29 protein-coding genes and 1 tRNA gene are annotated in these 24,342 nt (G+C 52.9%); 16 read left to right on the forward strand and 14 right to left on the reverse strand.

Going from position 1 to position 24,342, the window contains the following annotated elements; all coding sequences use genetic code 11:
- Positions 1–76: 76 nt before the first annotated feature.
- The 6 genes from C7387_RS08795 (at position 77) to C7387_RS08820 (ending at position 4,054) form a co-directional block, all read left to right on the forward strand.
- Complete coding sequence (locus C7387_RS08795) at positions 77–637, forward strand: lipoprotein (protein ID WP_006819443.1); 561 nt, start codon at positions 77–79, stop codon at positions 635–637.
- 130 nt (positions 638–767) lie between these two features.
- On the forward strand, positions 768–1,814 hold the full coding sequence (pyrC, locus tag C7387_RS08800) for a dihydroorotase (protein ID WP_006819442.1): 1,047 nt from the start codon (positions 768–770) through the stop codon (positions 1,812–1,814).
- 73 nt (positions 1,815–1,887) lie between these two features.
- On the forward strand, positions 1,888–2,133 hold the full coding sequence (dinI, locus tag C7387_RS08805) for a DNA damage-inducible protein I (protein WP_120816520.1): 246 nt from the start codon (positions 1,888–1,890) through the stop codon (positions 2,131–2,133).
- A gap of 269 nt (positions 2,134–2,402) precedes the next feature.
- The gene (bssS, locus tag C7387_RS08810) at positions 2,403–2,657 is read left to right on the forward strand and encodes a biofilm formation regulator BssS (RefSeq protein ID WP_038258277.1); all 255 of its coding nucleotides are present in this window, start codon (positions 2,403–2,405) and stop codon (positions 2,655–2,657) included.
- A 114-nt stretch (positions 2,658–2,771) separates the two neighbouring features.
- Positions 2,772–3,890: an N-methyl-L-tryptophan oxidase gene (gene solA / locus C7387_RS08815; protein WP_006819439.1), complete on the forward strand. Its 1,119-nt coding sequence runs from the start codon at positions 2,772–2,774 to the stop codon at positions 3,888–3,890.
- Positions 3,891–3,940: 50 nt separating this feature from the next.
- Complete coding sequence (locus C7387_RS08820; protein WP_006819438.1) at positions 3,941–4,054, forward strand: DUF2770 family protein; 114 nt, start codon at positions 3,941–3,943, stop codon at positions 4,052–4,054.
- Positions 4,055–4,057: 3 nt separating this feature from the next.
- Here the strand turns inward: C7387_RS08820 and trhO are convergent, their stop codons facing one another.
- Positions 4,058–5,107, reverse strand: coding sequence for an oxygen-dependent tRNA uridine(34) hydroxylase TrhO (gene trhO / locus C7387_RS08825; RefSeq protein ID WP_006819437.1), 1,050 nt, complete (start codon positions 5,105–5,107; stop codon positions 4,058–4,060).
- A 221-nt stretch (positions 5,108–5,328) separates the two neighbouring features.
- Here trhO and C7387_RS08830 point away from each other — a divergent pair, with 221 nt between their 5' ends.
- From C7387_RS08830 to C7387_RS08840, 3 genes are all read left to right on the forward strand, one after another.
- The gene (locus C7387_RS08830; protein WP_038258284.1) at positions 5,329–6,249 is read left to right on the forward strand and encodes a Kdo(2)-lipid IV(A) acyltransferase; all 921 of its coding nucleotides are present in this window, start codon (positions 5,329–5,331) and stop codon (positions 6,247–6,249) included.
- A 122-nt stretch (positions 6,250–6,371) separates the two neighbouring features.
- On the forward strand, positions 6,372–7,592 hold the full coding sequence (gene mdtG, locus C7387_RS08835; protein ID WP_006819434.1) for a multidrug efflux MFS transporter MdtG: 1,221 nt from the start codon (positions 6,372–6,374) through the stop codon (positions 7,590–7,592).
- A gap of 111 nt (positions 7,593–7,703) precedes the next feature.
- Entirely contained in the window at positions 7,704–8,072 is a 369-nt protein-coding gene (locus C7387_RS08840) for a MysB family protein (protein WP_006819433.1), read from the forward strand.
- Here the strand turns inward: C7387_RS08840 and C7387_RS08845 are convergent, their stop codons facing one another.
- The 3 genes from C7387_RS08845 to mdoG form a co-directional block, all read right to left on the reverse strand.
- Complete coding sequence (locus C7387_RS08845) at positions 8,073–8,300, reverse strand: YceK/YidQ family lipoprotein (RefSeq protein ID WP_038258287.1); 228 nt, start codon at positions 8,298–8,300, stop codon at positions 8,073–8,075.
- A 66-nt stretch (positions 8,301–8,366) separates the two neighbouring features.
- Positions 8,367–10,895 carry a glucans biosynthesis glucosyltransferase MdoH gene (mdoH, locus tag C7387_RS08850; RefSeq protein ID WP_006819431.1) on the reverse strand — a complete coding sequence of 843 codons (2,529 nt, stop codon included), beginning with the start codon at positions 10,893–10,895 and terminating at the stop codon, positions 8,367–8,369.
- The gene (gene mdoG, locus C7387_RS08855) at positions 10,888–12,441 is read right to left on the reverse strand and encodes a glucans biosynthesis protein MdoG (RefSeq protein ID WP_006819430.1); all 1,554 of its coding nucleotides are present in this window, start codon (positions 12,439–12,441) and stop codon (positions 10,888–10,890) included. The genes mdoH and mdoG overlap by 8 nt, the downstream gene beginning before the upstream one ends.
- A 254-nt stretch (positions 12,442–12,695) precedes the next feature.
- Between mdoG and mdoC the strand changes: the two genes are divergently transcribed.
- A complete protein-coding gene (gene mdoC / locus C7387_RS08865; RefSeq protein WP_006819428.1) occupies positions 12,696–13,856 on the forward strand; it encodes a glucans biosynthesis protein MdoC in 1,161 nt (386 codons plus the stop codon).
- 17 nt (positions 13,857–13,873) lie between these two features.
- Here mdoC and ymdB read toward each other — a convergent pair whose 3' ends face one another.
- From ymdB to csgB, 5 genes are all read right to left on the reverse strand, one after another.
- Positions 13,874–14,416, reverse strand: a complete 543-nt coding sequence (gene ymdB, locus C7387_RS08870) for an O-acetyl-ADP-ribose deacetylase (protein ID WP_006819427.1) — start codon at positions 14,414–14,416, stop codon at positions 13,874–13,876.
- Positions 14,417–14,510: 94 nt separating this feature from the next.
- Positions 14,511–14,822 (reverse strand): hypothetical protein, encoded by a 312-nt coding sequence (locus C7387_RS08875; protein ID WP_051861013.1) that lies wholly within the window; start codon positions 14,820–14,822, stop codon positions 14,511–14,513.
- 166 nt (positions 14,823–14,988) lie between these two features.
- A complete protein-coding gene (csgC, locus tag C7387_RS08880; protein ID WP_120816521.1) occupies positions 14,989–15,318 on the reverse strand; it encodes a curli assembly chaperone CsgC in 330 nt (109 codons plus the stop codon).
- 68 nt (positions 15,319–15,386) lie between these two features.
- Positions 15,387–15,833, reverse strand: coding sequence for a curli major subunit CsgA (csgA, locus tag C7387_RS08885; protein ID WP_006819424.1), 447 nt, complete (start codon positions 15,831–15,833; stop codon positions 15,387–15,389).
- A 40-nt stretch (positions 15,834–15,873) separates the two neighbouring features.
- On the reverse strand, positions 15,874–16,329 hold the full coding sequence (csgB, locus tag C7387_RS08890) for a curli minor subunit CsgB (protein ID WP_038258309.1): 456 nt from the start codon (positions 16,327–16,329) through the stop codon (positions 15,874–15,876).
- Between the two features lie 759 nt (positions 16,330–17,088).
- On the opposite strand from csgB, the gene csgD reads away from it, so the two are divergent.
- From csgD to csgG, 4 genes are read left to right on the forward strand one after another with little or no spacing between them, the layout of a single operon-like run.
- Positions 17,089–17,739: a biofilm master transcriptional regulator CsgD gene (gene csgD, locus C7387_RS08895; protein ID WP_006819421.1), complete on the forward strand. Its 651-nt coding sequence runs from the start codon at positions 17,089–17,091 to the stop codon at positions 17,737–17,739.
- 4 nt (positions 17,740–17,743) lie between these two features.
- Positions 17,744–18,133, forward strand: coding sequence for a curli production assembly/transport protein CsgE (gene csgE / locus C7387_RS08900; protein ID WP_006819420.1), 390 nt, complete (start codon positions 17,744–17,746; stop codon positions 18,131–18,133).
- Positions 18,134–18,158: 25 nt separating this feature from the next.
- Complete coding sequence (gene csgF / locus C7387_RS08905; RefSeq protein ID WP_006819419.1) at positions 18,159–18,572, forward strand: curli production assembly/transport protein CsgF; 414 nt, start codon at positions 18,159–18,161, stop codon at positions 18,570–18,572.
- Between the two features lie 26 nt (positions 18,573–18,598).
- Positions 18,599–19,432 carry a curli production assembly/transport protein CsgG gene (gene csgG / locus C7387_RS08910; protein ID WP_038258312.1) on the forward strand — a complete coding sequence of 278 codons (834 nt, stop codon included), beginning with the start codon at positions 18,599–18,601 and terminating at the stop codon, positions 19,430–19,432.
- A 48-nt stretch (positions 19,433–19,480) separates the two neighbouring features.
- Here csgG and C7387_RS08915 read toward each other — a convergent pair whose 3' ends face one another.
- The 4 genes from C7387_RS08915 to ghrA form a co-directional block, all read right to left on the reverse strand.
- Positions 19,481–19,975, reverse strand: coding sequence for a DUF1097 domain-containing protein (locus C7387_RS08915; RefSeq protein WP_211326892.1), 495 nt, complete (start codon positions 19,973–19,975; stop codon positions 19,481–19,483).
- A 96-nt stretch (positions 19,976–20,071) separates the two neighbouring features.
- Entirely contained in the window at positions 20,072–20,626 is a 555-nt protein-coding gene (locus tag C7387_RS08920) for a TorD/DmsD family molecular chaperone (protein WP_006819416.1), read from the reverse strand.
- Positions 20,627–20,647: 21 nt separating this feature from the next.
- Positions 20,648–21,385, reverse strand: coding sequence for a phosphatase (locus tag C7387_RS08925; protein ID WP_038258317.1), 738 nt, complete (start codon positions 21,383–21,385; stop codon positions 20,648–20,650).
- Between the two features lie 54 nt (positions 21,386–21,439).
- Positions 21,440–22,378, reverse strand: a complete 939-nt coding sequence (ghrA, locus tag C7387_RS08930) for a glyoxylate/hydroxypyruvate reductase GhrA (RefSeq protein WP_120816523.1) — start codon at positions 22,376–22,378, stop codon at positions 21,440–21,442.
- Here ghrA and C7387_RS22875 point away from each other — a divergent pair.
- Both C7387_RS22875 and C7387_RS08935 read left to right on the forward strand, forming a co-directional pair.
- Positions 22,368–22,547 (forward strand): hypothetical protein, encoded by a 180-nt coding sequence (locus C7387_RS22875; RefSeq protein WP_134436754.1) that lies wholly within the window; start codon positions 22,368–22,370, stop codon positions 22,545–22,547. The two genes, ghrA and C7387_RS22875, sit on opposite strands and share 11 nt — an antisense overlap.
- A gap of 99 nt (positions 22,548–22,646) precedes the next feature.
- Positions 22,647–22,734: transfer RNA gene (locus C7387_RS08935), tRNA-Ser, on the forward strand.
- A 412-nt stretch (positions 22,735–23,146) separates the two neighbouring features.
- Here the strand turns inward: C7387_RS08935 and phoH are convergent.
- The gene (gene phoH / locus C7387_RS08940; protein WP_038258398.1) at positions 23,147–23,935 is read right to left on the reverse strand and encodes a phosphate starvation-inducible protein PhoH; all 789 of its coding nucleotides are present in this window, start codon (positions 23,933–23,935) and stop codon (positions 23,147–23,149) included.
- Between the last annotated feature and the right edge of the window lie 407 nt (positions 23,936–24,342).

A 24,342-nucleotide genomic window follows, 5' to 3' on the forward strand; every position in this document is an offset into this window, starting at 1 on the left:
CGCTAGTCATCGTTTTACTGACAGCCCATGCTGCTTTGTGTCAGGATAAGTGCCTGGCATCATGTAGAGGAACACCATGAAGAAGATTTTTGTCATTGCCGCCCTGATTGTGAGCGGTGTGCTGGTGGGATGTAATCAGCTCACCCAGTATTCGGTCAGCGAGCAGGAAATTAACCAGGCGCTGCAAAAGCGCAATAATTTCTCCAAAGACATCGGACTGCCAGGCGTGGCGGATGCCCATATTCAGCTCACTAACCTGGCGAGCGCCATTGGCCGCGAAGAGCCGAATAAAGTCACCCTCAGCGGTGTGGCGACGCTCGACATGAACTCGCTGTTTGGTAGCCAGAAAGCCACTATCGATCTGAAGCTGAAAGCGCTGCCGGTATTCAATAAAGAGAAAGGCGCTATCTATCTGCAGGAGATGGAAGTGGTAGATGCGAAGGTGGAGCCGGAGAAGATGCAATCGGTGGTGCAGACCCTGATGCCTTATCTGAACCAGTCGCTACGCAGCTACTTTAACGAGCAGCCTGCCTATGTGCTGCGCGAAGACGCCAGCCGTGGCGAATCGCTGGCGAAGAAATATGCCAAAGGCATTGAGGTCAAACCGGGAGAAATTATTATCCCGTTTACTGATTAATCGTTGCAGGGCGCTGAGGCGCCCTTTTTTTTCGCCGTAAGATAAAGAGTGCAAAGGAAAACGTTTCCGCTTATCCTTAGTGCCCGGCAAAAAGCAGCCCATTGACTGAAACGACGAGCCGGAGCCCTCCATGACTGTACAACCCCAGGTTTTAAAAATTCGCCGCCCTGATGACTGGCATATTCACCTGCGTGACGGTGAGATGTTGCAAACGGTTGTCCCTTATACCAGTGAAATCTACGGCCGTGCGATCGTCATGCCGAATCTGGCTCCGCCTGTCACCACGGTAGAAGCCGCCATTGCTTATCGCCAGCGCATCCTTGATGCCGTCCCTGCCGGGCATGACTTCACCCCGCTGATGACCTGCTATCTGACCGATACGCTGGATCCGAACGAACTCGAGCGCGGGTTTAATGAAGGCGTATTTACCGCCGCAAAACTGTACCCGGCGAATGCGACCACCAACTCAAGCCACGGTGTCACCAGTACCGATGCCATTATGCCGGTACTGGAGCGCATGGAGAAACTGGGCATGCCGCTGCTGGTGCATGGCGAAGTGACCCACGCTGAGATTGATATTTTCGACCGTGAAGCCCGCTTTATTGAAACCGTGATGGAGCCCCTGCGCCAGCGTCTTCCTGGACTGAAAGTGGTATTCGAGCACATCACCACCAAAGATGCCGCCGAATACGTCCGCGACGGTAACGAGCTGCTGGCCGCCACCATCACCCCTCAGCATCTGATGTTTAACCGTAATCACATGCTGGTTGGCGGCATTCGTCCTCATTTGTACTGCCTGCCTATTCTCAAGCGTAACGTTCATCAGCAGGCGCTGCGTGAGCTCGTCGCCAGCGGTTTCAGCCGCGCTTTCCTCGGCACCGACTCCGCCCCACATGCCCGCCATCGCAAAGAAGCAAGCTGTGGCTGTGCAGGCTGCTTCAACGCGCCAACGGCGCTGGCAAGCTACGCTCAGGTGTTTGAAGAGATGAATGCGCTTGAGCACTTCGAAGCCTTCTGTTCGCTTAACGGCCCGCAGTTCTACGGCCTGCCGGTAAACGAAGGGTTTGTTGAGCTTGAGCGCAAGACAACTCAGGTTTGCGAAAGTATCGCCCTGCCGGACGATACCCTGATCCCGTTCCTCGCGGGTGAAACCGTGGCCTGGACCGTAAAGGCATAAAAAAACGTGCTCCCTGTTGCAAGCGCTTGCGCTTAACTGTATAAATATACAGTATAACAAACAGGGGGCTACTATGCGTATTGAAGTCACGATTGCCAAAACCACTTCCCTGCCTGCTGGCGCGATAGACGCACTGGCAGGCGAGCTTTCCCGCCGTATCAGCCATCACTATCCCGATGCCGAAGGTAAAGTCAGCGTGCGTTATGCCGCGAACAATAACCTCTCGGTGATTGGCGGAATCAAAGAAGATAAAGACCGGATCAGCGAAATCCTGCAAGAGACGTGGGAAAGCGCGGATGACTGGTTCGTCACCGATTAAGCAGTACCCTTTTCCCTCATTGTGTTGCCTTGCCGGGTCGCCCCGGCTTTTTTATTCCTGCGACAGTTCGCTCTCCCCTTTCCCGTAACGCAAGAAGCATATACTGGGTAATTATTGCGCAACCGACGCGGTAAATTAGACATTTGTGTTGCAGATTATTTAATTTCTCGAGTATTTTTCCATCTGTTGATATACTTATTTTGCTTCAGACATAACATGCATTGAACCTCGAGAGTCGTTATCTTTTAACACGCAGATAAGGGGTTATGATGGAAAAGAATAATGAAGTCATCCAGACCCATCCGCTTGTAGGATGGGACATCAGCACCGTTGATAGCTACGATGCGCTGATGCTGCGCTTACACTACCAAAACCCCACTCACGCGAGCAGTAAAGAAGCGGAAATCGGCCAGACCCTGTGGCTGACCACGGATGTTGCACGTCAGTTTATTTCGATACTGGAAGCAGGGATTGCGAAAATAGAAGCTGGCGACTATCAGCCTGATGAGTATCAAAGACATTAATACCCACCGTAATACAGGCTTACAAGGCACCTCCGGGTGCCTTAATTATTTGCCATGTTGTATTGAAACTGATTATTAATTACCCTGCTTATAAAGAATATTCTGGAAAGAGCGATGCAATACGATTTAATTGTGGTAGGAAGTGGCTCCGTCGGCGCCGCTGCTGGATATTATGCCCGCCGCGCCGGGCTGAACGTGCTGATGCTGGATGCGCATCTGCCCCCTCACCAACAGGGTAGCCACCACGGCGACACTCGCCTGATTCGTCATGCCTATGGTGAAGGTGAGAAGTATGTGCCATTGGTACTTCGCGCCCAGGCACTGTGGGATGAGCTGGCAACGCTCAGCGGTGAAGAGATCTTCGCCAGAACCGGCGTGGTCAATCTCGGCCCTGCAGATTCCGGATTCCTGGCGAATGTGGCTAAAAGTGCCGAACAGTTTGGTCTGGCGGTGGAGCGCCTGGATGCTCAGGCGGTGATGGCACGCTGGCCAGAAATTCGTATACCGGATAATTACATCGGGCTTTTTGAATCGGCTTCCGGGGTGCTCAAAAGCGAACTGGCGGTCAAAACATGGATCCGTCTGGCCAATGAAAGCGGCTGCGCTCAGCAGTTTAACGCACCGGTCACCGCCATTCACCATGATGCCGACGGTGCGCTGGTGGAAACCACCGAAGGCAGCTTCCGCGGTAAAAAACTGCTGATCTGCGCCGGAACCTGGGTGACCAAACTGTTACCACAACTGCCGATCCAGCCGGTACGCAAAGTCTTTGCCTGGTTCCAGGCCGACGGCCGCTACAGTAGCAAAAACAACTTCCCGGCCTTTACCGGCGAGTTGCCGAACGGCGACCAGTACTACGGCTTCCCGGCGGAAGACAACGAGCTGAAAATTGGCAAGCACAACGGCGGCCAGCTTATCTCCAGCGAAGAAGAGCGTAAACCGTTCGCGGCCGTCGCCACCGACGGTTCTGAAGCATTTAACTTCCTGCGCCAGGTTCTGCCGGGGATCGGTGGCTGCCTGCATGGCGCCTCCTGCACCTATGACAATTCACCGGACGAAGACTTCATTATTGACACGCTGCCGGGCCTGCCGGATACGCTGGTTATCAGCGGACTTAGCGGTCACGGCTTCAAGTTTGCCTCCGTGCTCGGCGAAATTGCTGCTCAGTTCGCCCAGGGACAAACACCGGCATTTGATCTGAAGCCCTTCTCGCTTTCCCGTTTTCAGCAGTAAAATAAAAAAGCGGCCCTGGAGGCCGCTTTTCCTTTAACGCAGAGAAATTTATGCACCGAATCTGGCATTTCCTGGTGAACAACATTCGTGAACACCTGATGCTTTACATTGCCCTCTGGCTGCTGCTCGCGGCCCTCGATCTGGCTTATCTCTACTTTTTCTGACGTTTATTCCGGGTCCGGGATACCCAGTTTGGTATTCAGACGTCCACGCGATTTATTGAAGATCTTATTACCGTTCTCACGGCCCGCGCGCAGGCGGCGCTGCTCCTCTTCCGGCAGACGATGCTCTGTCTGGCACGCTTCGCTGCAGCAACCTTCGAACTTCTCAGCGCAGGCCGGGCACTGGATAAACAGCAGATGGCAGCCGTCGTTCAGACAGTTGGTGTGGCTGTCACACGGTGCGCCGCACTGATGGCAGTTGGCGATCACGTCTTCGCTAATACGCTCACCCATACGTTCATCGAAGACAAAGTTTTTGCCCACGAAACGTACTGGTAGCCCCTGCTCACGGGCGCGACGGGCGTACTCAATAATCCCGCCTTCAATGTGCGAGACTTTGTTAAAACCGTTGTGCTTCATCCACGCGCTGGCTTTTTCACAGCGGATCCCACCGGTGCAGTACATGACAATGTTCTTGTCTTTATGCTCCTGCATCATTTCCACCGCTTTTGGCAGCTGCTCACGGAAGGTATCAGCCGGGATCTCAAGCGCGTTCTCAAAGTGCCCCACTTCGTATTCGTAGTGGTTACGCATATCGATGAAAATAGCGTCTGGATCGTCGAGCATGGCGTTCACTTCTGCCGCTTTCAGGTACTCACCCACGTCCGCCGCGTTGAAGTTCGGATCGTCGATACCGTCGGCCACAATGCGCTCACGCACTTTCATGCGCAGTACCCAGAACGATTTTCCATCGTCATCTAACGCAATGTTAAGACGCAGGCCATCGAGCGCCGGGTCAAACCCATAGAGCATCGCACGTAGCGCTTCAACTTTGCTCTCCGGGACGCTGATTTGCGCGTTAATCCCTTCATGCGCCAGATACACGCGGCCAAACACCTTCAGCTCACTGAAAGCGATATACAGGGCATCACGGGTGGCTTTAGGATCGGTAATGGTGAAATATTTATAGAACGAAACGGTGGTGCGCGGCTCGGTTTCAGCCAGCATTTGCGCCTTCAACGCCTCGTTCGAAATGCGGTTATGCAACACTGGCATGGTGTTCGTTTCCTGCAATCGTCAAGGGAGAAAATTCATCGGACGGCATGATATAGCAATCATTCATAATTTACATCCATACATTTTGCGCTACATTTCTCACACCTTGCAGGGCATCGAACAACATTTGCTGATTTAACAGGCACTCTGCCCGCTGTAATTTTGGCTGAAGCGAAAAAAATGCGACAATAAGCCAGCGACTTGTGAATGACAGGAACGACATGACCGAATTACCACAATTTACCGTTAAGCTTTTGCATCCCCGCTACTGGCTCACCTGGCTGGGTATTGGTGTGCTGTGGTTGGTAGTGCAGCTACCGTATTCCGTGATATTCCGCCTCGGAAAAGCGATGGGACATCTCGCGATGCGTTTGATGAAACGCCGGGCGCGTATCGCTTATCGTAATCTTGAGCTGTGCTTTCCGGAAATGAGCGAAGAGCAGCGTCACCAGCTGGTGGTCAAAAACTTCGAATCCGTTGGTATGGGCGTACTGGAAACCGGGATGGCCTGGTTCTGGTCAAATCGCCGTATCTCTCGCTGGACGACGGTCATCAACTTTGAGCCGCTACGCGAACTGGAAGCGCAGAAAAAAGGCATCCTGCTTATCGGCGTGCATTTTCTGACCCTGGAGATGGGCGCACGCATGTTCGGGCTGAACTGGCCAGGAATTGGTGTATACCGCCCGAACGATAACCCGGTACTGGACTGGCTGCAGACCTGGGGTCGCCTGCGCTCAAACAAAGACATGCTGGATCGTAAAGACCTGAAAGGGATGGTCAGAGCACTGAAAAATGGTGAAGTGGTCTGGTATGCCCCCGATCACGACTACGGCCCGCGCAGCAGCGTGTTTGTCCCATTCTTTGCCGTTGAAGAAGCCGCGACGACCACCGGAACCTGGATGCTGGCAAAAATGTCGAAAGCCTGCCTCGTGCCGTTCGTACCGCGTCGCCGTGCCGATGGCAAAGGCTATGAGCTCATAATGCTGGATCCCGAGTGCAACCCACCGCTCGACGACGGTGAAACCACCGCCGCGTGGATGAACAGGATTGTTGAACAATGCATTATGATGGCGCCGGAGCAATATATGTGGCTGCACCGCCGCTTTAAGACCCGGCCGGAAGGAACCCCTTCCCGTTACTAGCAGAAGGCAGCCCGCGGGCTGCCTTTTAGCTTTTAAAGCTCCTCCCGATTGCGCTCTCCTGTGACCGGGCGCATAATTAGCCTGCTTATTATTTTTCATACCGTTGGCTACGAAGAATCACTATGTCCACCTCGACGACTCCCATTAACTGGAAACGCAACCTGACGGTTGTGTGGCTGGGCTGCTTCCTTACCGGCGCTGCCTTTAGCCTCGTCATGCCGTTTCTGCCACTGTATGTGGAGCAACTGGGGGTCACCGGCCATAGCGAGCTGAATTTGTGGTCAGGGCTGGTGTTCAGCATTACTTTTCTTTTCTCAGCCATCGCTTCACCGTTCTGGGGCGGTCTTGCCGACCGTAAGGGCCGTAAGATTATGCTGTTACGATCGGCGCTCGGAATGTCGATTGTGATGGTACTGATGGGCCTTGCGCAGAACGTCTGGCAGTTTTTAGTGCTACGCGCCCTGCTCGGCCTGTTGGGTGGTTTTATTCCTAACGCCAACGCGCTCATCGCCACCCAGATCCCACGACATAAAAGCGGCTGGGCGCTGGGGACGCTTTCTACCGGGGCCGTCAGCGGCGCGCTTCTTGGCCCGCTCGCCGGGGGATTCCTTGCAGATACCTGGGGTCTGCGTCCGGTCTTCTTCATGACCGCCAGCGTGCTATTCGTTTGCTTCGTCCTGACGCTATTTCTGGTCCGGGAGCAGTTTACCCCGGTGGCAAAGAAGGAGATGCTGCACTTTCGCGATGTTATCGGCTCGCTGAAAAATCCACGGCTGGTACTGAGCCTGTTTGTCACGACGCTTATCATTCAGGTCGCTACCGGCTCCATCGCCCCTATCCTGACGCTGTATGTACGCGAACTGGCGGGCAACGTCAGTAACATCGCCTTCATCAGCGGGATGATCGCCTCAGTGCCGGGCGTTGCGGCCCTCATCAGCGCCCCGCGTCTGGGCAAACTCGGAGACCGGATCGGCCCTGAGAAAATCCTGATTGCCGCGCTGGTGGTCTCGGTACTGCTTCTGTTGCCCATGTCTCTGGTTCACACGCCGTGGCAGCTCGCGGTTTTGCGCTTCCTGCTGGGAGCCGCCGACGGTGCGCTGTTGCCGGCGGTTCAGACGCTGCTGGTGTATAACTCCTCAAGCCAGATCGCCGGACGTATTTTTAGCTATAACCAGTCGTTCCGTGACATCGGTAACGTCACCGGCCCGCTTATCGGGGCGGCGGTTTCCGCAAACTACGGCTTCCGCGCCGTATTCTGCGTGACAGCAGGCGTGGTGCTGTTCAACGTTATCTACTCTTCCCTCTGCCTGCGCCGACCTCGCGAGCGATCCGAAGCGGTTTAACGACAGCCTCCCACAACTGGATGATTTTTCGCCAGACTGGCTTGCTGTCCGCGATATTCAGCTATTCTTTCCCTGAACACCACATCAACAAGCAGGGAAAAGGAGACGACTATGTACGCCACACTCGACGAAGCTATTGATGCGGCCCGTGAAGAATTTCTCGCCGCTAACCCGGCACTCGACGAAGAAACCGCCAGTGTCGAACAGTTTAATATCCAGAAATACGTCCTGCAGGACGGCGATATTATGTGGCAGGCCGAGTTTTTTGCCGAAGAAGGTGAAGAAGGCGAGTGCCTGCCGGTGCTGAGCGGTGAAGCCGCGCAGAGTGTTTTCGATGGCGATTATGACGAAATCGATATTCGCCAGGAGTGGATGGAAGAAAATACCCTGCACGAATGGGATGAGGGGGAATTCCAGCTGGAACCACCCCTTGATACCGAAGAAGGCCAGACGTCGGCAGACGAATGGGACGAGCGCTGATTACTCGTAAGGGCCGTGGCTGGCGTCAATCGGCAGCAACAGCGTATCGAAGACCAGGGAAAAAGGCAGATCCAATACCGTGACGTAGCGCCACGCCGAGTCACGGAGATCCCACTGTACCCCCGGGTAATATTGATTGCCGTGCCCCTGCCCGGGGATCGTGCGGCTGATGATGCTGCCGCAGCCGCTGAGCAGCATCGCCATGGCAACTGCCAGTAAAAATCTCACGTGATACCTCTGCTCGATGACAAAAAAATACCGGCGCGATGGCCGGTATTTTCCCTTACCTGCGATTTATTTCGCCTTCAACGCCAGCGGGTTAAGCGCTATCTGCTGATAGTAGCTCACCCAGGAGGAGTATTTCTCCGGAGCTGACCAGACGCGATAGTGCAGACGCGACAGCGTGACCGGGTCGCTCAACAGTACCAGACGACGGTCGCGGTTGAGTTTGTCCGGCGTTTCGTTCAACGCCTGTTCCACATGACGATCGCGGGCGATTTCGAGAATATGACTCTCGCGGTGACGCGCGGTCGCCATCGCCGTTGCCAGCGCGTTGAACGATGGGTTGAACACGGCGTGCATAAAGCCCTGCTCCAGCTCGCGGCTGCGGTTCATCTCCAGGAAGGTTTCCGTATCCTTCAGCACCTGCGGTGGGGAATACTCTTCCGGGATCAGGAACAGCTTGCAGCGCTTAGTGCGCAGACCCACCGTCGAACGGCTTGAAATCACCGACACGAACGGCGACAGGATCAGCGAAACCACGATCGGTGCCAGCCAGAACAGGAAGCGCAGATCCAGCCACGCCATGCCTGCGGCCCACACCAGGCCCAGCAACAGCTGCGAACCATGACGCATAAAGGCTTCGCTCCACGGGGTGGAGTCGTCGTCACGCTGCGGTGAGTTCCAGACCACTTCCCAGCCGAGGAACGCGCTGACCACAAACACGGTGTGGAACAGCATACGCACCGGCGCCAGCAGCACGGAGAACAGCACTTCCAGCAGCAGAGAAACCGTCACGCGGAAGAAGCCACCGTACTCTTTCGAGCCCTTGCACCACACCAGAATGATACTGAGCAGCTTCGGCAGGAACAGCAGCACCATGGTGGAGGCAAACAGCGCAATAGCCAGCTCGGGCCGCCACTGCGGCCAGACCGGGAACAGCTGCCGTGGCTGCAGGAAGTATTGCGGCTCAGTGAGCGCATGCACGACCTGCAGTGCCGTCGAGAGCACCAGGAACATAAACCACAGCGGAGCGGAGAGATACGACATGACGCCGGTCAGGAACACCGCACGGTGTACCGGGTGCATACCTTTCACCAGGAACAGGCGGAAGTTCATCAGGTTACCATGGCACCAGCGGCGATCGCGTTTCAGCTCATCCAGCAGGTTTGGCGGCAACTCTTCATAAGAACCCGGCAAATCGTAGGCTATCCAGACGCCCCATCCGGCACGGCGCATCAGCGCCGCCTCCACGAAGTCGTGAGAGAGAATGGAACCGGCAAACGAACCTTCACCCGGCAGCGGCGCCAGGGCGCAGTGCTCGATGAACGGCTTCACGCGGATGATGGCGTTGTGCCCCCAGTAGTGGGATTCACCCAACTGCCAGAAATGCAGACCAGCGGTAAACAGCGGACCATAGACGCGGGTCGCAAACTGCTGGCAGCGGGCGTACAGGGTGTCCATGCCGGAAGCGCGCGGTGAAGACTGGATAATACCGGCATTCGGGTTGGCTTCCATCAGGCGAACCAGCCCGGTCAGGCAATCTCCGGACATCACCGAGTCGGCGTCCAGCACCACCATGTAGCTGTACTGGTTACCCCAGCGACGGCAGAAGTCATCGATGTTACCGCTTTTACGCTTCACACGACGGCGGCGACGGCGGTAGAAGATCTGTCCTTCGCCCTGCACTTCCGCAATCAGCTCCATCCACGCCTTTTGCTCTGCCACGCAGATATCCGGGTTATAGCTGTCGCTCAGGATATACACGTCGAAGTGCTGCTGTTGACCGGTAGCCTTCACCGACTCCCAGGTTGCACGCAGGCCGGCGAACACGCGGTTCACGTCCTCGTTACAGATAGGCATGATAAGCGCGGTTCGGTGCTCAGGGTTCAGCGGCTCGTTGCCGGTGGTTGAGGCCGAAATACTGTACTTGTCTTTGCCAATCAGCAGTTGCAGGAAGCCCATCAGCGCGGTCCAGAAACCGGCAGATACCCAGCAGAACAGTACGGCAAACAGAATAAGGATCCCGGTTTGCAGCACATAAGGCAGGAGCTGCATAAAGGAAACCCACAGATCCTGACCGACCATGTCCGTTGGGTTAATCAGCGCCCATCCCTGATACGGCAGTATGGTTTTCATGTACCAGGTGGCAACCACCGTCTGCGCCAGCGTCAGGATAAGCAGAATGTAGCGACGGATTGAACCGACGGTACGCCACTTCTGCTCACGCTCCTGCTCTTCTTTTGTCAAACGGGACACATAGCGGGGGGGCACATCGCGTCCACGTAGTTTGTCCCAGAAGCGACCAATCGGGTTGGTGCGCCACGGATCGGGGAACATCGAAGAACGGGTTGCTTTCGGCATCGCCTGCAGCTGAGTGCGGCCTTCATCATCCTTAATCAGCTGACTGCCGGCCAGAGAATCTGGCCAGCTGTGCTCAAGGCGCGCTTTCACGGACGCCAGCGGCGTATCGTCATCACGAGCGAAATGTGGCTGCCCGTCACCCAGCGCTTCATGTACGGCACGAAGGCTGGTATCCGGGAGCGCGGCTTTCTCAGCATCAGAAAGCGCCAGCGCTTCAATGTACTTCGTTGTCTTATTCATTGGCAGGCAGCTGGTAGCTCCAGGTTTCACTTAGCGTCTGGTCAGCGTTGACCAGCGCCGCGCGCATTTCCGTGGTTTTCTTGGCGTCTTTCACTTTCACGCGCAGCGTTAAACGCCAGCCTTTAGTGACCGGGTTGTAACGCACGCTGTTTTCCACAATCTCACCGTTATCACCGATGCTTGCCTGCGCGGTCACCGGAGTGTCCTGCGGCATTTTTTTCATGTCAGCACCCATGAAATCAACCACAAACGCAATCGTGCCGTCCGGCTGGCGGATCAGGTTGGACTGCTTAACATCACCGGTAGAGCGACGAGTCTGCATGACGTAGGCGTTATCCGGCGCATGCAGTTTTTCTTCGTCACGGGTGTAAGTGATGGTGTATTTGTAATTCATCTCTTTCCCGGCTTCCGGCAGCTGGTCCGGCGTCCAGTAAGCGACGATATTATCGTTGGTTTCATCGTTGGTCGGGATTTCTACCAGCTCGATTTTACCTTTACCCCAGTCCCCTTTCGGGGTGACCCATGCACTCGGGCGCAGATCGTAACGGTCGTCGAGATCTTCATAACGAGAGAACTGACGGCCACGCTGCAGCAGACCAAAGCCCTGCGGGTTTTCGGTAGCGTAGCTGCTGACAGCAAGGTGTTTCGGGTTGTTCAGCGGACGCCAGATCCACTCACCGTTACCGGCGTGGATAGAAAGACCGTTGGAGTCATGCAGCTCCGGACGATAGTTTAAGGTCGGAGACGGCTGGTTTGGCCCAAACAGGAACATGCTGGTCAGTGGTGCGACGCCCAGTTTGCCCACTTTGTCGCGCAGATAAATTTTGGACTGCACGTCAATCACCGTGTCACGCCCCGGCATCACGACAAAACGATAAGCCCCGGCAGCGCGTGGGGAATCAAGCAGAGCATAAATAGTCAGACGTTTATCGGTAGGTTTTGGACGTTCAATCCAGAACTCGCGAAAACGCGGGAATTCTTCACCTGATGGCAATGCAGTGTCAATCGCAAGCCCACGCGCGGATACGCCGTAGGTCTGGCCCTGACCGATCACCCGGAAATAACTGGCTCCGAGCATGCTGACAATTTCATCATTCTTATCTTTGCTGTTGATCGGGTAGAGCACTTTGAAACCAGCGAAGCCCAGGTCTTTCACGGTATCTTTATCGTGCTGGACGTCACCGAAATTGAAGTAATCCGGGCTATATTTAATTTTGCGTACTGATGTTGCTGTCACTTCATTAATGGTGACCGGCGTATCGAAGTACATCCCCTGATGATAGAACTCAAGTTTGAACGGGGTCTTAATGTTGCTCCAGTACGCCTTATCGTGGTTGAACTGGATCTGTTGATAGTCCGCATACTTCATATCGCGGAATACGGAGGGCAGGTTACTTTTTGGCGCTTCGAAGCTTTTGCCAGCCAGTGTTTTTGCCTGCTTTGCAACGTCATCAATACTAAAAGCCCATGCAGATGAAGTACACAGGGATAACATTACGGCTGCGCCAATCCAGCGCAGTTTCATCATCTGTGGTGTATGTTTCATATAAGTAAGCACTTCCCCCTTTGTGTGCTTAAATCGATCCTTCCTATTTTAAAGGAAACTCAAGCATTCCGACAACTGAATCCCCGTCTTGTTCAGCTTGCTGGCTCATGGATTAAGCAATGGCCTGCAGCCTTTTTACACTTTGCGCATTTATCCGAGAGACAGGTTCCCGGACATGGTGTAGGGTTGCTTTCGAATGTAAACGTTATCGTCGCTGACGATAAGACGAAAAGTCTGAGATTGTACGTAAGTCTATGAATAAAGTGCCGCCACAACGTGAGTATTTCCTCGATTCCATCCGCGCCTGGCTGATGCTGCTTGGGATACCCTTCCATATCTCGCTCATTTACTCTACCCATAGCTGGCATGTTAACAGCGCGGAACCCTCCTGGGCGCTGACGCTGTTCAACGATTTTATTCACGCCTTTCGTATGCAGGTGTTTTTTGTCATTTCCGGATATTTTTCCTACATGCTGTTTCTGCGCTATCCGCTGAAAAAATGGTGGAAAGTGCGGGTCGAACGCGTAGGGATCCCGATGTTGACCGCGATTCCCCTGCTGACGCTACCGCAGTTCATCATGCTGCAGTACGTTAAGGGGAAAGCCGATGGCTGGAGCGACCTGTCGCACTATGAAAAATATAATACGCTGGTCTGGGAGCTCGTTTCGCACCTGTGGTTCCTGCTGGTGCTGGTGGTGTTAACCACCGTGGGCGTGCTGATCTTTAATCTGCTCCGAAAACGCCGCTCAACCCCCGAAGGACAATTTTTTGCGCATGCCACCATGGGGCAATTAACGCTGATTTTTCTGGGGATTGGCCTGCTGTATGCGGCTATTCGTCGCACTATTTTTATTCTCTATCCGCCGATTCTGAGCGATGGTCTGTTCAATTTTGTGGTGATGCAGACGCTGTTCTACGTGCCGTTCTTCTATCTGGGGGCGCAGGCGTTTATTCATTCGCGCTTAAAAACGCTCTTCACCACACCTTCGCCCTGGTGTATCGCCGGTGCTGTGCTGGGCTTTATCGCCTATCGCCTCAATCAAACCTACGGTTCAGGCGATGCCTGGATGTATGAAACCGAATCAGTTATTACGATGGTGCTCGGGCTCTGGATGGTGAACGTGGTGTTCTCTTTCGGCTATCGCCTGCTCAACTTCAAATCCTCCCGCGTCACCTACTTTGTCAACGCCTCACTGTTTATTTATCTGGTGCATCATCCATTAACGCTGCTGTATGGCGCGTGGATCACGCCACATATCAATTCAAATCTTCTTGGCTTTATCACCGGGCTTATTTTCGTGGTGGGTAGTGCCATAATTCTCTACGAAATCCATCTGCGGATCCCGCTGTTGCGCTTCCTGTTTTCCGGAAAACCTCAGCCGCAGGCGGAAAGAGCGACCTCCTCCGCCAGCTAAGCGATCCACGACCCCGCTCACTCGACGGGGTCATCTCCCTCCTGGGTTAACAGTCGGGTGTATAACCTGGCATTCTCATCGTCAATACAGACAAAGTAGATCTTAGCGGGCGTCGCGTGGAAGGTGGCGTACTGGCTGACCGTATTGACCGCAATCTCTGCCGCCGCCGCTTTGGGATAACCGTAAGCGCCGGTGCTGATAGCCGGAAAAGCAATCGACTGATAGCCGTTGGCCAACGCCAGCATCAAACTATTGCGATAGGCATCTTCCAGCAGGCGCGCTTCATGATGCTGACCGCCATGCCAGACGGGGCCGACAGTGTGGATCACCGCTTTCGCAGGCAGGTTTCCCGCGACGGTAATCACCGCATGCCCCGGCGGGCACTCGCCCTGCTGCTGGCGCACCACTTTGCAGGCTTCGAGCAATGCGGGTCCGGCAGCATGATGGATTGCACCATCAACACCGCCACCGCCCAATAACGACGGGTTCGCCGCATTGACAATGACATCCACCGCAAGGGTGGTGATGTCACCTTTGATGACTTCGATTCGGGAACGCATAACACCTCCTGTCTGAGCTTTCGCTCAGTGTACTCCAAACCGCGTCAGCATCCACGACATGTCGACAAGCGTTCCTGCCCTTCCTTATATGCGCTTAATTGTACGTAACGGTCAGTACTGCCATTGTCTTTTTCGGGTTGATATAGTCCATCTTCACGGCTGAAAGGTTAGCGTTATTCCGCACCCCCTGTTCGGCCTGGTGTAAAGAATAAACGGAGGTTTTCATCACGCCATCACGTAGACAGCGAAAGGAGATATTGTCAGTCGAGGGGGAGATATTGCAGGGATCTTCTACGATGGCACCACGAAAGTGGATAATCCCGCCTTGCGCGGCATTTGCCTGCAGGCTCCATGATGTAGCAACAATAAACAAGGCAGGCAGTGCTTTGCGAATAAATGCGTTCATGTCGAACCTCTCCAGTATGGCTCATCCCTGAGTGCGATTACCCAAACACCAGGCTATAGCGACTGCATCAACAACACGACACGGTATTGCAACATTTATTACAGCATATTAACGATTCTTACTTTCCGCCAGTGAACTCAATGTATTGATTTGGTGAATGTTTTGCTCAAACCTTACTTGCCGATACCCACTGCTGTGACAAGTGAAGTGACTGGCCGTCCGTAACGGTGACAACAATGCTTACCGTGTCTTCAGGGGTCAAATTTATACTAAGCTTCGGTAAATCAATCGCTTGATTAGCGGGCAAAGATACCTGCTTACTTTGTTGTATCTGGCTGGTGCCTCCCTGCCCTTGCCGTAAGGTCTGAATTTGTACCTGGCAATCACAGGGTTGCGATAGGGTCACCTGAGGGATGATGGTGTAGATTTCGCCCTGCTGATCCACGTTGAAGGTGATTTGATTGGTCAGTGCCACCAGCAGTAATAAACTGTGCATAATTTCAGCTCCTCAAATAAGAAAAACAGGGCCCGAGCCCTGTTTTCATTTTCTGAACGACTCAGATTTTAGTATTGGCTAGCTGACGCGTGGTTGCCAAACCCAACCTGATGAACAGTAACGCTGGAATCAGACGCAGTCTGATGCACTACGGCGCCGTTCAGAGCACCAAATTGTTGTACCTGGATATCAGAGTTTTTACTGTTCCACTGGCTGATAGTGGCATTGTTAGCAGTCCCTTTTTGCAGCAGATCGATGGTGCTGCTATCAGAGCCCTGTCCGACATCAGCACCGTTGCTGCTGCCAAACTGTTTAATGGTCAAATCGGATTTACGGGCATCGCTTTGCAGTGCAGTCGCATTGTTACCACTACCGTACTGGTAAATGGACATCGTAGAGTCGGGACCACTCTGATTGCCATTGCCATGATCGCCACCGTATTGCGGAAACATACCTGCCAGAGCACTGCCAGAAACCACAATTGCTGCTAATGCTGCTACTTTGAAAAGTTTCATGGTAAACCCCCATCGGATTGATTTTAATCGTCGTCAAACGCTAGCGTTGGATAACGCGCACTGCCATTTGCGACTGCTTTTGCACTACAACTGCCGTTTTTTGCGTACCATACTGGGTAATACTTGCTTTATTGCCAGAACCCTGCTGGATAATGGCCGCTGTATTTCCGTATCCACCTTGCTGAATATCGGCATCGTTGGCATTACCCGCCTGAGCGATATAAGCAAAGTTATAGGTTCCTGATTGGTCTATGTTTGCCCGGTTACCCACCCCATCCTGAGTAATAACCGATAACACTTTTGAACCGCCCTGCTGAATGTTGGCGTTATTATAACCGCCCTGCTGACCAATAATGGCTGCCTGATTATTTGAAGACTGATTTAATTCATTCACCGCAAAGTTATATTCTGAAACAGCTAAATCAGAATTTCCGGCGAAGACTAATCCAGGCGAACCCAGTATCGTTAACATCACAAATAACAATTTGTTTTTCATGCTGTCACCCTGGACCTGGCATTATCGTTAATGAATAACTCGTATTAACTGTAAACAACCAGCGTTAATTGTTAGCGCGGCGTTACGGTGAAGAGTATGTCCAGAGAAACAATTTAAATATCTCACCCGCCAGTGGTATTTTTATCCCTTTGCTCAACCCAAAGTATTAATTAGCACCATGCAGGGAATGATTATTTGATAAACAGAATGCACTGCCGTCTGGCTTACAAGCGACAACGCGGCGGGCTTACAGGGGCTACCGTCAAGAGAAGTTGACGCCCTGCTCCGGTGAACTCGCTATTTTGCGATCAGGCTGTCATCACTGAAAAAAGACTTAAGCTTTCCACGCGAGCGCATTATCCATATCCATCTTGCTAATAACTCACCCATTAGTATCATTTATAAAAACCAGAAAAGTGATATTTTTCAACAACAAATATTAATTTGTATGATTTTATAAAATTGTGCACGGTAATTTACATGTACAACTTTATTATCAAATTCAAACAGTATAAAAACTCATAATTCACAAATTAATATTGATTTTTACATTTGCTTACATCATTAACACTTGCTTTAAGAATGGTAATGACTAGATTGAAATCAGAAGTATCTATATTTCATTTTGTTTTTATTTGGCCTCCCTGGCGAGGCTTCTGATTCTTTCTACACACAGCAGTTCAGCATCTGTCAGTACTTCTGGTGTTTACATTTTAATTGTAAACAACTGCCAGGTGCGCTAAAACGTGGGGTCTCATCATGTTAAATGAAGTCCATAGTATTCATGATCATACATTATTGTTGATCACTAAGCCTTCATTGCAAGCCACGGCCTTGTTACAGCATTTAAAACAGGCACTGAGCTTATCAACAAAACTTCATAATATTCAGCGCTCTTTGGATGATATTACCGCTAACAGCATCATATTATTTGATATGATGGAAGCAGATAAAAAAGTCATTCATTACTGGCAAGATAACTTAAGTAGAAAAAACAACAATATCAGACTGCTACTTCTCAATACCCCCGATGAATATCCGTTTCGGGAAATTGAAAACTGGCCACATATCAATGGTGTATTTTATATCTCAGAAGATGAGTGCCGTCTGACAGAGGGTTTGCAGGGCGTACAGCGGGGTGAGTGCTACTTCTCCGGCAAGCTCGCCAGCTACCTCATCACCCAGTCTGGCAATTACCGCTTTAACGGAACGGACACCACCCTCCTTACCCATCGCGAGAAAGAGATCCTCAACAAACTAAGAATTGGTGCATCCAATAACGAGATAGCTCGCTCGCTGTTCATCAGCGAAAATACGGTGAAAACGCATCTTTATAATCTTTTCAAGAAGATATCCGTCAAAAACCGTACGCAGGCAGTCTCATGGGCCAACGATAACCTCAGGCGGTAACGCCATGAAACGTTATTTAATCTGGATAGTGGCTGCAGAACTTCTGCTGGCCGCCGGGGATCTGCACGCCGTTGAAGTCGAAATCCCCGGATTATTAACTGACCATACCGTTTCTCCTATTGGGCACGATTTTTACCGGGCTTTCAGTGACAAATGGGAAAGCGAGTACAAAGGGAATTTGACCATTAATGAAAGGCCCAGCGCGCGTTGGGGCAGCTGGATAACGATTTCGATTAACCAGGATGTTATTTTCCAGACTTTTCTATTCCCGACGAAACAGCAATTCGATAAGACGGTGGAGCAGGCACTGACGATGACCGATGAGGCGATTAGCCGCCGACAGATCGATAAGGCATTGCTCAGCACCAAAGATTTAGCACAAGACGAGTTTTAATAACGATCCTATTCTGGAGGCTTCTATGCGTAGTGCATTTGCCGTGATTCCACTCATCCTGGTGCCCACTCTCAGCTGGGGCGGGAATATGGTTTTCCAGTTCACAAACCCTAACTTCGGTGGCAACCCCGCTAACGGTGCGTTTCTGCTGAACAGCGCTCAGGCGCAAAACTCGTATAAAGATCCCAGCCTGAAAGATTATGGGGTTTCAACCCCGTCAGCGCTGGACAATTTTACGCAGGCTATTCAGTCACAAATTTTAGGTGGGCTATTAACCAATATTAATACTGGCAAACCAGGGCGTATGGTGACCAACGATTTTATCGTTGATATCGCTAATACTGACGGCCAGCTGCAACTTAACGTCACCGATCGCAAAACCGGCCAGGTATCAACTATTCAGGTTTCCGGTTTGCAATCTAATTCGACTGACTTCTAACGCTCATCACATACAGGATGATCATCATGCAGCGCTTACTTCTCCTTCTGGCGGTCAGTTTACTCAGCGGGTGCTTAACCGCCCCGCCTAAAGAAGCCGCAAAACCGACATTAATGCCGCGGGCGCAAAGCTATCGTGATTTAACTCACCTGCCGCTGCCCAGCGGAAAAGTATTCGTCTCGGTCTATAACATTCAGGATGAAACCGGACAATTTAAGCCCTATCCAGCCAGTAACTTCTCGACCGCCGTACCCCAGAGCGCCACCGCCATGCTGGTGACCGCTCTGAAAGATTCTCGCTGGTTCGTTCCGCTGGAACGCCAGGGCCTGCAGAATCTGTTGAACGAACGTAAGATAATTCGTGCAGCGCAGGAGAACGGAACGGTCGCGGATAACAACCGGATCCCGCTGCAGTCTCTGACTGCAGCGAACGTGATGATTGAAGGTTCGATCATTGGTTACGAGAGTAATGTGAAGTCCGGGGGCGTTGGCGCCCGCTACTTTGGCATTGGGGCTGATACCCAGTATCAGCTCGACCAGATAGCGGTTAACCTGCGGGTGGTCAACGTCAGTACCGGTGAGGTGCTCTCTTCGGTGAACACCAGCAAAACGATCCTGTCGTATGAAGTACAGGCCGGGGTGTTCCGCTTTGTCGACTACCAGCGACTGCTGGAGGGAGAGATTGGTTACACCTCAAACGAGCCGGTCATGCTCTGTCTGATGTCGGCTATCGAAACCGGGGTTATCTACCTGATTAACGATGGTATCGAACGCGGCCTTTGGGATTTGCAGCAGAAAGCGGATGTTGACAACCCTATCCTTGCGCGTTACCGCAATATGTCGGCACCTCCGGAATCCTGATGTAATGAGATGTACCTGAAATGGAGTAAAAAAAGCGTGACTCTGGGGTCACGCTTTTTCTTGTTTATTCATCAGCGGTGGAGCTGGAGATTTTGCTCTTCGCGCCGCAAGCCACAGGCCGCTATTTTTCATGGCGTAACCAAACACCAGCCCGACGAGTAAAGAAGGGACCACCAGGCGCCAGTCGGCCTGACCGGCAAACGTCGCACAGGCACCGATAAACGTACCCGGCACAAACGACAGCAGCAGCTGTTTTGCCTGGATACACATCAGAAATGCCACCACACCGGTCATCACGTAACCGACAATTTCCAGATGCGGTGCCAGCGCACTACCGTGGATGATCACCAGCGCCCAGAGCACCCCGCTCAAGACGGTACAGCTAGAGATAAGCAGCCCTTTCAGCCCGCCCTGTGGGCAAGCGAAATAGGCCGTGCAGCCGAGGAATCCGGCCCAGCTCAGCAGACCGAGTGATACCGCCACCCAGCCCCAGATGCCAGAGAGAATGCCCGTGGTGAGTGCAATCGCAAATAAAATGTTCATGGCGCGCATCATAGCAGAAGCGCGCCGACAAAATGAGACAATGAGCACATAAATTACACAATCGCCTCATTCATTACATTCAAAAAGTGACTCAGATCACTCTTCGTCTTCTTCCTGGAGTTCATCCCACATGGCGGCAATCGCATCACGGGTCAGCGGTGCCATGGTGCGCCAGAATGGACTGACGGCATGGGCCTCTACTTTGCCGAGGAAGCTGCCGCACCACGGCAACAGGTAGTCAGCAAACAGGGTCTCCAGCGCTTCACTTTCATCTTCCTGACTATGGTCTTCAAGCCACGAGGCTGCCAGCAGCAGCGTTCCGATATGATCCGCCGGCGCCTCGGTCAACGGCATACCGCGGGAAGATAAAAACGCGCGGACTTCGGCTTCCGTCGCCCCTTCCTGCCAGTGGCTTCTGTATGGCGGAACGCTGCAATCGTTACCGACAAACAGTGCGTTGTAATCGGCTGCAACGGGTTGCATATCGCAACTTTTTTGTAAGCGCGCCAGCAATTCATCCTGCTCCAGCGGCCAGCTCGCCGCCAGCTTCCCCTCGCGAATCAGGGTGATTAGCGGGACCAGCAGCGGATCCTGCGGCTGACGGTAGTACAAAGAACCCAGCACGCGGCAGAGGATTGAAAACTCGTTCATTCAGTTATTCCAGTTAATACATTAAAGGTCAGAAAATTCAGGAACAGGCGCCATACCGCGAGACTCCAGGAAGCTCAGCAGACGGCGTGGAGTCACATTAAGTATGCGGTCTTCCGGGAAATTTACCGCATCAAGAATTTTACGGCATTCCGTAAAATCACCGAGGGTAAAGGCGGTGTGCGAATCAGAGCCCAGAGCAACCCAGCCGCCCGCGTCACGTACCGCCTCGGCAATGGCACGACAGTTATCCTCACTCCCTTTACGCGAAGCCACGAACGAGGAGTTATTGATTTCGAGCGCCACCTGATACTTAGCCGCCGCCTGCGCGATGGCCGGAATATCGACAGGATACTTCGGGTTGCCCGGGTGGCTAATAATATGCACCGTCCCATTCGCCATAGCCGCGATCATTGCTTCGGTATGGGTAGCTTTATCCTGCGGAGGAAATACCGGCTCGTGAAAACCAGCAATGATGAGATCCAGTGAGGTTAGCATCGGCCCGGTGCAATCTATCTCGCCCTGGGTATTTTTGATGTTGGCCTCAATCCCCCGCAAAATGCCAATTCCATCCACCACGCGTGGCCAGATACGCATATTAATAAAGTGCCAGTGGTGTGGGGCATCCGCCATGTCCGGACCATGATCGGTTATCGCAAACAGCTTGATCCCCTTGCGCTTCGCCTCGGCGATATAGTCGTGAAGGGTACTGTAGGCGTGCGTACTGGCGACGGTATGCATGTGCAGGTCAACAGGATACATCATAATCTCCTCTGCGATTTTTAGGCCAAGGATAGCAGGAAAGCACCGTCTTTATTAGTAGCCGAGCTCGCGGTCAACCTGTCCGCCGGGGTTTATCCCCGCTTCCAGTTGAGCAATAGTACGCGCAATATAGTCAATGGCTTCCGCCGGACGGGTAACGGCCGCAATGTGTGGTGTCATCGCCACGCGCGGATGTTTCCACAGTGGGCTTTCTGCCGGTAAAGGTTCGCGGCTGAAAACGTCCAGCATCGCGCCTTTCAGCTTGCCGCTATCAAGCGCCGCCAGCAGATCGTCTTCAATCAGATGCACGCCGCGCGCCAGGTTCAGCACGTAGCCGCCGGTTTGCAGTTGCTCGAGCAGCTTCTTGTTAATGATACCAACTGTTTCTGCGGTGTTTGGCAGCAGGTTAATAAGCACCCGGGTACCACGCAGGAACGCGCCCAGCTCTTCGTGACCGGCAAAACTCTCTACGCCCGGCCACGATTTGCGGCTGCGGCTCCAGCAGCGAACCGGGAATCCCCAGGCCTGCAGGCTCTCAGCAACTTTGCTGCCCAGCACTCCTGCACCCAGCATGCCGATGGTGAAATCTTCACGGTGGTAGTCTGCCAGCGGCTCCCAGCAGGCGGCCTGCTTCTGCAGCTGATAATCATCAAAACGGCGGAACCAGTGCAGTACCTGACTGACCGCATACTCCTGCATTTGCAGTCCCATACCGGTATCTTCCAGGCGGAACAGCGGTGTAGTCATCGGCAACATCTCGGGGTGCGCATTCAGCTGGCTCAGAATCGAATCAACCCCCGCTCCGAGGGCGAATACAGCTTTCAGTTCGCGCCCCTGGAGCATTTCAACCGGCGGATGCCAGACCAGGGCGTAATCGGCAGGCTGATTGTCTCCTCGCTTCCACGCGCGAACGTTCGCGCCAGGGATCTGTTTGCTGAGCTCGTTCAGCCAGTAGGTGGTGTCGAAGGTGGGGTGATAGAAAATGATGTCCATAAAATCTCCTGACAAAAGCGCCCTTTGGTTTTTGCATTATCAGGCGCAGGGAAAAGTGATGATTTTGTTGCGAATCACCAGCATACCAAATTTCGTAAGCATTACGGCAAAAACGCGAATTGCTGGCAAAAAAAGCATTTCCGGTGTGATTAACCAACAACTTGCGTGAAGTTTGGCTAAACGCACGTTTTTTTGAAAAAGTTCATTGACGTTAGCGGGCGAATTCCCTAAATTAGCGCCCGTTCCAGCGATGCTGGAAAGACAATATGGTGAGGTGTCCGAGTGGCTGAAGGAGCACGCCTGGAAAGTGTGTATACGGCAACGTATCGGGGGTTCGAATCCCCCCCTCACCGCCATATTTAAAGAAGAGCTCGTACGCAAGTACGGGCTTTTTTTTCGCCTGTTGCCCCCCCGTGGGGGGATGAGAAGCTCCGACCGGGGTTCGACAACTGGCGACAGCCAGGTGGACAGACTGAGCGCGCAGCGAACAGGCTGCCCGCAGGGCGAGCGAAGCGAGTCAATCCCCCCCTCACCGCCATATTTGAAGAAGAGCTCGTACGCAAGTACGGGCTTTTTTTTCGCCTGGTAGCGAACAGGCTGCCCGCAGGGCGAGCGAAGCGAGTCAATCCCCCCCTCACCGCCATATTTGAAGAAGAGCTCGTACGCAAGTACGGGCTTTTTTTTCGCCTGTTGCAGCACCACTCAACACAAAGACTACACCAAAAGCAAAGCCCGGTTTCCCGGGCTTTGAAGACAGCACAACCACTATTAGCTATAGGCATGCAGCGTGCGCTGGCAGAGCGCTGAACGCACGCAGTCGTCCTTGCCAAAACGCACCACACCTATCATGTCATCTTCCTCGAAACGCGCCATCGCATCGCTCAGGCCAGACTTCACGCCAGAAGGCAAATCGCACTGGGTGATGTCACCGTTCACGATAACCGTCACGTTTTCCCCGAGGCGTGTAAGGAACATCTTCATTTGCGCGGCAGTCACGTTCTGGGCCTCGTCCAGAATCACAACGGCATTCTCAAAGGTACGTCCGCGCATATAGGCGAACGGCGCGATTTCCACCTTCCCAATCTCAGGTCGCAGGCAATATTGCATAAAAGAAGCCCCCAGCCGTTTCACCAGCACGTCGTAAACCGGGCGGAAATAAGGCGCGAACTTCTCAGATATGTCTCCGGGTAAGAAGCCGAGATCTTCATCGGCCTGCAGAACCGGACGGGTGACAATAATCCTGTCCACATCCTTATGAATCAGGGCTTCTGCTGCTTTCGCTGCGCTGATCCACGTTTTACCGCATCCGGCTTCCCCGGTGGCAAAGATCAGCTGTTTACTCTCGATAGCATTCAGGTAGTGCGCCTGAGCCTCATTGCGCGCTTCAATTGGAGAACTATCACGACCTTCCCGGGCCATGCCAATTGCTTCGACGCCACTCATCTGCACAAGCGAGGTGACCGATTCTTCTTCACGTTGCTTATGGCTACGTGAATCCCGTCTCAGCACACGTTTTGCTTCGCGACGAGCTTTGATCACTGCTTTTTGTCTTCCCATGGATAGCACCTTGAGTTGTTGGTATTCATCACACGCACCGGAACGGGCGCGATTATGCGTACGAACGTCTGAGGTTTGGCTTCCTTGTAAGCCATTGCTTGCTGCTGTATGAGATGCCATAGCAGGACAAAATGCATCCTGGCTAGCATCGGTGGATTTGCTAACTGGAGAGTTGAGGATAAATTCAGGGGTGAAGAAATCGCTGCCGGAGTTTGGGCCTCCGCGCTGGGTGATGCGGGTCATCGTTGTTCTGACTTGTCCAGTACAGGACGCTACCATTAGCGATCTCCATAGTGAAACACATCACTGCCGGGAACTACCGCTTAAGTAATAATTACACCAACTTCCGCTATTGATGCAACATTATTTTTACCAAAAGATAACAAAAAAATCTTATCGGCTGAACG

It is taken from the genome of Yokenella regensburgei, from assembly GCF_003634235.1.
GTDB classification, from domain to species: Bacteria; Pseudomonadota; Gammaproteobacteria; order Enterobacterales; family Enterobacteriaceae; genus Yokenella; species Yokenella regensburgei.

Bases quoted from the DNA above. Each gene is read 5' to 3' on its own strand.
- C7387_RS22875 (WP_134436754.1), top strand. From the start codon at position 22,368: ATGATGTCCATAAAATCTCCTGACAAAAGCGCCCTTTGGTTTTTGCAT.
- csgD (WP_006819421.1), top strand. From the start codon at position 17,089: ATGTTAAATGAAGTCCATAGTATTCATGATCATACATTATTGTTGATC.
- ymdB (WP_006819427.1), bottom strand. From the start codon at position 14,416: ATGCGTTCCCGAATCGAAGTCATCAAAGGTGACATCACCACCCTTGCG.
- csgA (WP_006819424.1), bottom strand. From the start codon at position 15,833: ATGAAACTTTTCAAAGTAGCAGCATTAGCAGCAATTGTGGTTTCTGGC.
- mdoC (WP_006819428.1), top strand. From the start codon at position 12,696: ATGAATAAAGTGCCGCCACAACGTGAGTATTTCCTCGATTCCATCCGC.
- C7387_RS08795 (WP_006819443.1), top strand. From the start codon at position 77: ATGAAGAAGATTTTTGTCATTGCCGCCCTGATTGTGAGCGGTGTGCTG.
- mdoG (WP_006819430.1), bottom strand. From the start codon at position 12,441: ATGAAACATACACCACAGATGATGAAACTGCGCTGGATTGGCGCAGCC.
- csgC (WP_120816521.1), bottom strand. From the start codon at position 15,318: ATGCACAGTTTATTACTGCTGGTGGCACTGACCAATCAAATCACCTTC.
- ghrA (WP_120816523.1), bottom strand. From the start codon at position 22,378: ATGGACATCATTTTCTATCACCCCACCTTCGACACCACCTACTGGCTG.
- C7387_RS08915 (WP_211326892.1), bottom strand. From the start codon at position 19,975: ATGAACATTTTATTTGCGATTGCACTCACCACGGGCATTCTCTCTGGC.
- csgF (WP_006819419.1), top strand. From the start codon at position 18,159: ATGCGTAGTGCATTTGCCGTGATTCCACTCATCCTGGTGCCCACTCTC.
- bssS (WP_038258277.1), top strand. From the start codon at position 2,403: ATGGAAAAGAATAATGAAGTCATCCAGACCCATCCGCTTGTAGGATGG.
- dinI (WP_120816520.1), top strand. From the start codon at position 1,888: ATGCGTATTGAAGTCACGATTGCCAAAACCACTTCCCTGCCTGCTGGC.
- pyrC (WP_006819442.1), top strand. From the start codon at position 768: ATGACTGTACAACCCCAGGTTTTAAAAATTCGCCGCCCTGATGACTGG.
- mdtG (WP_006819434.1), top strand. From the start codon at position 6,372: ATGTCCACCTCGACGACTCCCATTAACTGGAAACGCAACCTGACGGTT.
- csgB (WP_038258309.1), bottom strand. From the start codon at position 16,329: ATGAAAAACAAATTGTTATTTGTGATGTTAACGATACTGGGTTCGCCT.
- phoH (WP_038258398.1), bottom strand. From the start codon at position 23,935: ATGGGAAGACAAAAAGCAGTGATCAAAGCTCGTCGCGAAGCAAAACGT.
- mdoH (WP_006819431.1), bottom strand. From the start codon at position 10,895: ATGAATAAGACAACGAAGTACATTGAAGCGCTGGCGCTTTCTGATGCT.
- C7387_RS08875 (WP_051861013.1), bottom strand. From the start codon at position 14,822: ATGAACGCATTTATTCGCAAAGCACTGCCTGCCTTGTTTATTGTTGCT.
- trhO (WP_006819437.1), bottom strand. From the start codon at position 5,107: ATGCCAGTGTTGCATAACCGCATTTCGAACGAGGCGTTGAAGGCGCAA.
- csgG (WP_038258312.1), top strand. From the start codon at position 18,599: ATGCAGCGCTTACTTCTCCTTCTGGCGGTCAGTTTACTCAGCGGGTGC.
- csgE (WP_006819420.1), top strand. From the start codon at position 17,744: ATGAAACGTTATTTAATCTGGATAGTGGCTGCAGAACTTCTGCTGGCC.
- C7387_RS08830 (WP_038258284.1), top strand. From the start codon at position 5,329: ATGACCGAATTACCACAATTTACCGTTAAGCTTTTGCATCCCCGCTAC.
- solA (WP_006819439.1), top strand. From the start codon at position 2,772: ATGCAATACGATTTAATTGTGGTAGGAAGTGGCTCCGTCGGCGCCGCT.
- C7387_RS08925 (WP_038258317.1), bottom strand. From the start codon at position 21,385: ATGTATCCTGTTGACCTGCACATGCATACCGTCGCCAGTACGCACGCC.
- C7387_RS08820 (WP_006819438.1), top strand. From the start codon at position 3,941: ATGCACCGAATCTGGCATTTCCTGGTGAACAACATTCGTGAACACCTG.
- C7387_RS08920 (WP_006819416.1), bottom strand. From the start codon at position 20,626: ATGAACGAGTTTTCAATCCTCTGCCGCGTGCTGGGTTCTTTGTACTAC.
- C7387_RS08840 (WP_006819433.1), top strand. From the start codon at position 7,704: ATGTACGCCACACTCGACGAAGCTATTGATGCGGCCCGTGAAGAATTT.